Below are 9,313 nucleotides of genomic sequence, written 5' to 3' on the forward strand. Positions count from 1 at the left end.
GACGCTATCCATTTAACACATCCATAATCACGTTCATGGAATGGCCTCGGTACTGTAAATAACGCACAACCTTGGCCTTTTCTTTTGCATCTTGCGGAGCATCATCGGCAAACTTTTTTTCTTTTACTTTCAAACACAACTCAAACCAATCAACATCTAAGTCTTCGATGACTTGTTCAACCAAAAGGGAGTCGAGTCCCTTTTGTCTGAGCTCTTGCTTTATCCGGTTAGGACCATAACCTTTATTGATTTGCTTATTGAGCTCTCGTTCAATCAGGCGATGGTCATCTACGTAATGATGTGATAACAATCGCTCCATCACGCCCTCCACACTTTCCTCATTGCTCGCCTCACGTTTTAAACGTCGTCTTAACTCACCCGAAGGGTAATCCCGCTTTGCGAGCAAGCCGATGGCAAAATCATACAGTTCAATATTATTCATAGTGTTATGCTCAGTAAAAGTGAATCATGTAGAAAGCAAACACCTTCCACATGACAAATTTGAGATCATGGATTCAGTGCATCTTTCAGTGCTTTACCCGCTTTAAAGGTGGGAGACTTGCTGGCTGAAATCTGAATTGGCTCACCCGTTCTTGGATTGCGCCCAGTTCGCGCTGCACGCTCTGTGATTTTAAACGTACCGAAACCAAGAAGCGCCACTTCTTCACCTTGCGCTAGAGATTGTTCAATCCCTCGTGTAATAACATCCAGTGCATCGTGTGCTTGCTTTTTGGTGATGTCTGCTTGCTCTGAGATAACATCGATAAGTTGGGTTTTATTCATTTGAATGTCCTATGGTTGTTTTAATCGTTTAAAGCTCGAACTGTTTATCTAATTCTTGTTGCTCTTGCCACTGTTCAATTTTCTTACGTGTCTCATGGACTGTGACATCACTCTTTACACGCTTTAGCTTTGGTACGCTCTCTACGTATTTCTTAATCTTAGTTTTCTTTGTCATGACATTTCCCTCGTCAACAAGCGACATTAATGTTTCCACACTCTAGGGTTCGGCCCAAAGCGGTTGTGATAAGGCTCCCCTTTCTTTAAAAGACCATAAAGCAAGAATAACGTTCCAAGTACCGGAACCAGCCCCATGAATAGCCACCTAAAAGAATACCCAGAATCATGAAGGCGTCGACAGGAAGAGGTGATGAGAGCTGGGCAAGTCATTACGACATAACCTAAAAGAGCCGCTTCGGTGAACCAATAGGAAACCACGCCATACGCCAAGAATAAAGTGATGATCACATGAATGATGAAAAAGCACCAGAAGCTTCGACGAGTTAATCGCCCATTGAGCCGAAAACTGTGTCTTAATACTTTTAGATACTCAATCATCTTCCCCTTTCACTCCTGAAAAATTCCCATAAAAATCAACTTGCTTTAGATAGAATAGCACCATGGCTCCATGTTGCATTGATTAAAGTGAGGGAGCGACTGGCTGTGATAGCTCTGTCACTTTGTTCATCTTAAACCGTTAGCTAATGGGAGTGAGCAAGGGTAAATGTGATATCTATTCAATCAATTTAATATATCAACCATGGATGAGCCGACAAGATATGGGATAATATTACTCACATTACCTTATTACTCAGCAAGGATTCACTTTGGGCTACAAAACGGTTGAACTCATTCATTTGATGACACACGAATTTCAACAAGTCGAAGGTGACTTTGAATCCTTATCTGAGCGTGAGTTAAAAGGTGTCATACCCTCTGGGATGGGCTATCGCCAATTCATTGAGCAATTAAAGCAAGGTCATCTGCTACTTCTTAATGACTCTCCACAGGCTCCGCTGCTAATGAAGGATAATAACGCATTAGGCAGCGCGGCTTGGGGTTTGAATAGTCATGTCAGTAATAACATTGAACCAACCGCTCAAAAAGCGTTACTGGCACGTACACAAATGAGTGGTGGAACGTCAAGTGGTACTCAAAGCAAAAGTCTTCATCCCCCTTTGCCGATGCCCACTTATATCCCTGAGCGGCCTCGCCCTGATGATTCAGACGAGCCGCCTTCGCTAAAATACGAATACAATCTTGATATCGCTTGCTCTCACGATACCTTTCATCGCAATGTTGGCTGCTCCTTTGCTCTGGCTAAAACAAAAAAAGAGGCCATGCTTGGGCGCTGGAATGAAAGCAAAATAGAGGAAGGGACTCGTTATACCTTGCTAACGGCGTTTGATGAGCCTAAAAAGCTGGTGGGACAAGTCGCTTCAATCTCAATGGGTATCTCTCCTAATCAACCCGTAAAAATGAGAAAGATAGGAAGCAGTGTCGCCTTAGAGGGCTTTATTCCTGTCACACCCGCCGTGCAATTGGGCGAGCGTTTAGGTTACCCAACAGAAGGTTTTTATTATCACATTCATGACTGCAAACTGATTCAAGAGTACCGAATCCTTGGGGATAAAAAGTGGAGCTTTTATGCCACTCGCTCTATGCACCATCGTCTTGACTCCGTGAGAGGCTATAACATTGACCAAACCGCTATCTTGGTCTTTTGGAAGCTCAAGGGAAAAGTGGTTGAGAATCAACACCTGATTTATCTCGACAGACAAATCACTCGGGATGAGCTTGATAGTTTAAATGATGAATGGCTAGATGAGCACGGTGTTTCGCTTAATGTACCAGAGCTACTTACTGCAACGAAAAAAGCCATCCAGACACGCAATGACTTTATGGCAACGAAAGAAGAGACCCAGCCTCTCCCTCACCACATTGTTCAAACAGACCCAGAAACAGGTCAACGTGAAACGTGGATGAGCATTGCACAAAAGTATGCATTAACCCCTAAGACGCTACTGACACTCAATCCTCAGTATGATGCCGACCCCATGTCATTGGCCGTTGGTCATTCACTCAACGTCACTCACAATACGGAAGGCCCGAAAGCAAAACCCTCGTTTTTCGCTAGTCCACCAGCAAAACCAGAAAAAGTGAATCAGCCATCAAATACGTATTATGAATTCACGGAGTCTTACCTTGCTGACACGCACGTTAAAGCGATTAACCATGAATACTTGATTGAAAAAGACATCCCAATCGTCAACTTGAAAGAAGTAACACCGAGTAAGGTGTTTGCGAAATCTTGCCAACAACCGCAAGGTTGTATTGACGCAGGCGTTATAGAAGAGCCCATTCAAAACTTTGGGCCTTGGTCATTCTTTTTTGGACAAGCGCAAGCTCATCCATTGGTTATCCCTGCTATTCAGGCCACACAGGCTCAAATGGCGATGGGGGCGACCGCCTCTATGGCAGGACAACCTAAAACGAGTGCATCAGGCTCTACTGCCACTGAACTCGAAAAGCTGGCGGGCACTTTGAAAGATAAGCTGGTGGAGAGCTACCGCTGGAAAGTCGATGGGATCAGTGCGTTATTTGCTATGCAGCAGTCTTTATTGGGGGATAGTACGCAGTATAGTGATAAAGAATTAAGGCAGCTCAGCACGGTACAAAGTCGACTTCGTGTTCACATTACAGAGCCGAATGAAGATGAATACTATCCGCATGTGAAAGCCTACCATGTTGATGATACGCGCATTCCAGTGAAGTACGTCGCGCAAGGTGATAATAACCAGCTCTCCGTTCAGCTAGAAGACGAAGGCCCCATCATTTATTGGACGCCAGCAGACAGCGGCGACCCTAGCTGGCAAAGCACACCAAGTCAAGATGATGACTTTGAACTGGAAGATATACGAGTCACGCCGATTCATTCTGATGAAACGACTGTCTCCGTCACTCCAATGCCAGAAGAGAAAGATTGGCGAGATGCGATTTTAGTGTTTCCAGAGAGTTCTGGGATTGCACCACTTTATGTGGTTTATAAAGAGAGTCCGAGAGACAAACCGGGAATAGTCACAGGACATGGTGAAGATATTGACGGGATATGGCTGGAAAAAGCGAGCGAAGGGCTAGGCTCACCGATTCCATCTCAGGTTGCCGATAAACTAAGAGGACGAGAGTTCAGTAGTTTTGATGCATTTAGGAAAGCACTTTGGACTGAAATACATAACTCCTCAGAGTTGAAGGAGCAATTTATCCCAACCAACCTTAATACAATGAAAAATGGTAGAGCGCCGTTTTGCCGAAAAGGAGAGCGAGTTGGCGGTAGGGTTAAGTATGAAATACATCATGTTGTTGAGATACAACATGGGGGAGATGTCTATAAAGTAGATAACCTAAGAATCCTCACTCCAAGAAGACATATAGATATTCATAAGGCGAAAAATGAAAAATAACATTTCAGAATACTCAGAATCAGATTTTTTTCGATTAGTTAAAAGAATCTGCGTTGACGACTACGATACTGAGCAAGAGCATATTGATGCAGTTATACATTTCGAAGAGATTACAGAGCATCCAGATGGTTCAGATCTGATTTATTATCCAGAAAAACCAGAAGATGGAACTCCAGAAAATATAGTCAGAGTTGTGAAAGAGTGGAGACAATCCAACGGCCTGCCCTGCTTTAAAAAAACTAATTAGCCGTAACAAACGATAGAGGCATTTCATGCAAATCAAAAAAGATGGCAAAGGTCAATTGTATATCGAGTGGCAACAAGCGGCTGGTGGCTATAAGCGTGCTTGGGTTCAGCACAGAGAGCCGGATAGAGATTGGGCCAACACGCCAGAAGGGCGTTACTTAAATGTGGTTCGTATTGCTGAATTAGGTGCAGGCCCAGCAGGCAATGCTACGGATTTTCCTATTTTTAGCTCTCTTTCTGATGAACAGATCCTCATTGCTTTTGTTACCTCTGTTTCTGCAATTACAGGCTGCGAACTCAAGGATGAATGACTCTTATGCTACTGAGCATGATTTAGTAGGCATTGGGAACTATACAGTTAGAGCATTCGGAGCTGATTTGAACCATGAATTACGGTCTTGCTTCGACATATCCCGAATATCTGTTTAGCCACACAGTGTTGATAATAGTGCGCATCCTCAGTTTCGGGGTTATCAATTTAATAAGATTATTACTGGTAGGTGCAACCTTCATCATTGTCTATTATCCAATTTTCTCATATTCTCTCACCACTAAAACCATCAATAAAATTGGCGAGCGAAGACAGGCTCCCATCGGTTTCAAAGTCGGTGGTTTTTGGCGTTTAAGAGTGAAGCTCTTGAAGCCTAGATACCAGAACAAGAGGCTCAGGTGAACTGAGTCCCCAAACGCAATATGACGAACATGTGCCGACTGTTTTCACGATGTCGGTCAATAGTTGAAATGAATTGAGCAGAATATGAATAAGCAACAATTAGCGGCAAAAATCTGGGAATCAGCGAACCAGATGCGTTCAAAGATCGAAGCAAACGAATACAAAGACTACATCTTAGGTTTCATCTTTTATAAGTACCTCAGCGATCAACAGGTTCAGTTTGTCACCAAAGAAGGGATGACGTCTGATGAAATCAAAGTGCTAACAGAAGAAGACGCTGAAACAGTCAAATACATTCAAGATAACCTTGGCTATTTTATTGCTTACGAAAATCTGTTTTCAACGTGGGTTGATCCAACGTCCGACTTTGATGAATCTAACGTACGTGATGCACTTTCTGCTTTTAGCCGTTTGATTTCTCCTACTTACAAAAAGTTGTTTGAAGGCATCTTTACTACTCTAGAAACAGGGTTAAGCAAACTCGGAGAAAGCGCGGTTAAGCGAACTAAAGCTATTAGCGACTTACTGCACTTAATCAAAAGTATCCCTATGAACGGTCAGCAAGGCTATGACGTTCTGGGTTACATCTACGAGTACCTGATTGAAAAGTTTGCGGCTAATGCAGGTAAAAAAGCTGGAGAGTTTTATACGCCTCATGAGGTCTCGGTTCTCATGTCGCACATCATCGCTCATGAACTAAAAAATAAAGACACCATTGAGATTTACGATCCAACGTCCGGCTCTGGCTCACTCCTTATCAATATTGGTGAAGCCGTCGAAAAATACGCTAAAAACAAAGACAGCATTACTTATTATGCACAAGAGTTAAAAGCGAACACCTATAACCTTACCCGTATGAATCTCATCATGCGTGGTATTAAAGCCAGCAACATTAAAACCCGTAATGGCGATACTCTAGAAGACGATTGGCCATACTTCGATGAGAACGATCCACAAGGTACTTACGATGCCTTATACGTGGACGCTGTTGTCTCTAACCCACCGTATTCACAACAATGGGACCCTAGCTATAAAGATAGCGATCCTCGTTATTCGCGTTTTGGTCTAGCCCCAAAAACTAAAGCCGATTTTGCCTTTCTATTGCACGACCTCTATCACCTAAAGCCCGATGGTATTATGACCATTGTATTACCTCATGGGGTGTTGTTCCGTGGTGGTGAAGAGGGGGAGATCCGTAAGCAACTTATTGAGCAGAACCACATTGATGCCATTATTGGTTTGCCGGGGAATATCTTCTTTGGTACGGGTATTCCAACCGTGATTTTAGTGCTCAAGCAAAAGCGCCAGAATACTGATGTATTGGTTGTTGATGCGTCTAAGCACTTTATTAAAGAAGGCAAAAACAACAAGCTACAAGCGAGTGATATTAAGCGCATTGTTGATGTTGTTATCAATCGTGAAAGTATCGATAAATTCTCGAAAGTCGTGAGTAAAGAAACTTTACGTGATAATGGTTACAACTTAAATATACCACGCTATGTGGACTCTTCAGCGGCGGCTGAAAGCTGGGACTTACACGCCACCATGTTAGGCGGTATCCCTAACAGTGAGATTAATGAACTCAATTCATATTGGCTTGCTTTCCCTGAACTACGCAGCACCTTGTTTGCGGCTAAATCTTCTGCGTACAGTGAGCTGACTATTGCTAAAGACACAGTCAATACAAGCATTAGCAGTCATCCACAGGTGATAGAGTTTATAGCAGGTTACAAAGGAGCTTTTGCTGGGTTTGATGACGACTTAAATACCAAACTCATTAAAGGTTGGGAAGGGGTTAACCGTAATCAACAAGAGGCTTCATTAAGTGTTGAGCTATTTAACCGCCTAAGTCCTATTGCTTTAATCGACAAATATCAAGCCTATCAGCTTCTAAACAACCAATGGCAAATCATTAGCGCCAATTTAGAAATGATGCAAACTGAAGGTTTTGATGCGACTAAGCAAGTTGAACCGAATATCGTTATCAAAAAGAAAAATGGTAAAGATACTGAGGTGCAAGATGGCTGGAAAGGTCACATTCTGCCTTTTGGTTTAGTGCAAAAAACTCACTTAAGTGATGACTTAGCAGCACTAGCTAAACAAGAGAATCGTTTGGTTGAAATCTCAAGTTCACTTGAAGACATTTTAGAATCGCTTAGTGAAGACGATAAAGAGCTAGCTACGGTCAAAGAAAGCAAAGATGCTTTTGTCAATGCTGAAGTAGCAAAAGCAGCTAAGGTATTCTTGAAAGAACAGAAAGACAGTAATGTTAAGTTCAATGAAGATAGCCTTGTGCCTGAAGAAAGCTATAAGGCCAAAATTATCCGCGCTAACAAACTTATCAATGAAGAAAAAGCGCTGAAAAAAGCAGTGAAAGAGGCGACAACTAAACTGCACCTTAAAACCAAAACCACCATTGAAGGCTTAAGCGACGAGCAAGTAAACAACCTGCTGAACCTAAAATGGATCGATCCATTAAGTAGCGAACTATCTGCGATGCCAAGCAGCTTGATTGCCCAGCTTACCAACAAGGTACAAGTCCTTGCGGATAAATACGCTGTAACCTATTCGCAAGTCGCGAGTGACATCAAAACCACCGAAGATGAGTTGGCGGAAATGATGGACGGGCTCACAGGTAACGAGTTCGATATGCAAGGCTTGGCTGAATTCACTAACTTGTTGAAGGGTGAATAAGATGAATTTAGATAAGAAGGTGCCTGATATTCGGTTTATAGGGTTTAGTGAGGCGTGGAAATCTTTTTCTTTGGATGAAATTTCTGATGTACTTGATGGCGATCGTGGTCATAACTATCCAAATGGAGAAGACCTTAAAGAACAAGGGCATACATTATTTTTAAGTGCATCTAATGTAACTAAGAATGGATTCAAATTTGATGTAAGGCAGTATATAACTCAGGAAAAATCAGAAAGCTTGGGCAATGGTAAGTTAATTGTTGACGATATTATTTTGACTTCTAGAGGTTCAATAGGTCATATCGCTTGGTACAACGAAGATATTACTAAGGAAATCCCTTTTGCGAGAATAAATTCAGGTATGTTGATCTTGAGGGTTAAAAATAGTTTAGCACCAAGTGTTATCTCTCAATACTTAAAATCTCCTAAAGGAAAAAAGAAAATAGAGGTGATTAGTTTTGGAAGTGCACAGCCTCAGTTAACAAAAGCGAGTATTTCAAAGTTTTCGGTTTCAATCCCAAGTGACAGGTCAGAACAAGCCATCATCGGTAACTACTTCCAAAAGCTCGATAACCTAATCAAGCAACACCATCACAAGCATGACAAGCTCAGTAGCTTGAAAAATGCCATGCTGGTAAAAATGTTTCCCAAGAAAGGCGAAACCGTTCCAGAAATCCGCTTTAAAAGGTTTACTGGGGAGTGGGAGGAAAAATCCTTTGGAGCATGCTTTGTTAACGTAGGAAACAATACTCTTTCTAGAGCCGAGCTAAACTACCAAGTTGGATTGGCAAAAAACATTCACTATGGAGACGTATTAATTAAATTTGGTGAAACTTTAGATGCAGATAGTGAACTGATACCGTTTATTACAAATAATGGTGTTGCTAATAAGCTGAAGCATACCGCTTTGAAGAATGGTGACATAGTGATTGCTGATGCTGCTGAAGATAATACTGTTGGTAAGTGTGTAGAATTATTCAACGTAGGTGAGCTGTTGGTTTTTTCTGGATTGCACACTATTGCAGTTAGGCCAACCCTGCCTTTTGCTTCTAAATATCTTGGCTACTACTTAAACTCAGCCTCATACCATGACCAGCTTTCATCATTGATGCAAGGAACAAAAGTACTATCAATATCAAAGACCACAATACAGAACACTCATGTAGTATTTCCAAATCACGTTGAAGAACAAGCTGCTATCGGCAACTACTTTCAAAAACTCGATAGCTTAATCAATCAACACCAACAACAGATCACTAAACTCACTAACATCAAGCAGGCTTGCTTGAGCAAAATGTTTGTTTAAGGGATGACCATGACCATTTTTAAAACCGAAGCAAAATTTGAGCAGGCTTTTATTGAGGTTCTTATCCAAAAAGGATGGGAGCCTGAAATACTCAAAAACAAAACTGAGGCCGAGTTACTGCAAAACTGGGCAAACATTTTGTTTGAAAACAAT

9 protein-coding genes are annotated in these 9,313 nt (G+C 42.0%); 5 read left to right on the forward strand and 4 right to left on the reverse strand.

Annotated features, from left to right (window positions below; genetic code table 11):
- Nucleotides 1-4 precede the first annotated feature (4 nt).
- The 4 genes from MD535_RS16485 to MD535_RS16500 form a co-directional block, all read right to left on the reverse strand.
- Nucleotides 5-442 (reverse strand): regulatory protein RecX, encoded by a 438-nt coding sequence (locus MD535_RS16485; protein WP_265676126.1) that lies wholly within the window; start codon nt 440-442, stop codon nt 5-7.
- A gap of 65 nt (nt 443-507) precedes the next feature.
- Nucleotides 508-783, reverse strand: a complete 276-nt coding sequence (locus MD535_RS16490) for an HU family DNA-binding protein (protein WP_265676127.1) — start codon at nt 781-783, stop codon at nt 508-510.
- Nucleotides 784-811: 28 nt separating this feature from the next.
- Nucleotides 812-958, reverse strand: a complete 147-nt coding sequence (locus MD535_RS16495) for a hypothetical protein (RefSeq protein WP_265676128.1) — start codon at nt 956-958, stop codon at nt 812-814.
- Between the two features lie 26 nt (nt 959-984).
- Entirely contained in the window at nt 985-1,338 is a 354-nt protein-coding gene (locus tag MD535_RS16500) for a DUF805 domain-containing protein (RefSeq protein WP_265676129.1), read from the reverse strand.
- 269 nt (nt 1,339-1,607) lie between these two features.
- Between MD535_RS16500 and MD535_RS16505 the strand changes: the two genes are divergently transcribed.
- The 5 genes from MD535_RS16505 (at nt 1,608) to MD535_RS16525 (ending at nt 9,160) form a co-directional block, all read left to right on the forward strand.
- On the forward strand, nt 1,608-4,241 hold the full coding sequence (locus tag MD535_RS16505; RefSeq protein WP_313897279.1) for a T6SS effector antibacterial DNase: 2,634 nt from the start codon (nt 1,608-1,610) through the stop codon (nt 4,239-4,241).
- Nucleotides 4,231-4,488 carry a bacteriocin immunity protein gene (locus MD535_RS16510; RefSeq protein ID WP_132981172.1) on the forward strand — a complete coding sequence of 86 codons (258 nt, stop codon included), beginning with the start codon at nt 4,231-4,233 and terminating at the stop codon, nt 4,486-4,488. Before MD535_RS16505 ends, MD535_RS16510 begins: the two co-directional genes overlap by 11 nt.
- 25 nt (nt 4,489-4,513) lie before the next feature.
- Nucleotides 4,514-4,798, forward strand: coding sequence for a hypothetical protein (locus MD535_RS16515; protein ID WP_265676130.1), 285 nt, complete (start codon nt 4,514-4,516; stop codon nt 4,796-4,798).
- Between the two features lie 446 nt (nt 4,799-5,244).
- Nucleotides 5,245-7,854, forward strand: coding sequence for a type I restriction-modification system subunit M (locus MD535_RS16520; protein ID WP_265676131.1), 2,610 nt, complete (start codon nt 5,245-5,247; stop codon nt 7,852-7,854).
- A gap of 1 nt (nt 7,855) precedes the next feature.
- On the forward strand, nt 7,856-9,160 hold the full coding sequence (locus tag MD535_RS16525) for a restriction endonuclease subunit S (protein WP_265676132.1): 1,305 nt from the start codon (nt 7,856-7,858) through the stop codon (nt 9,158-9,160).
- The last annotated feature ends 153 nt before the right edge of the window (nt 9,161-9,313 follow it).

It is taken from the genome of Vibrio qingdaonensis (genome assembly GCF_026191675.1).
GTDB classification, from domain to species: domain Bacteria; phylum Pseudomonadota; class Gammaproteobacteria; order Enterobacterales; family Vibrionaceae; genus Vibrio; species Vibrio qingdaonensis.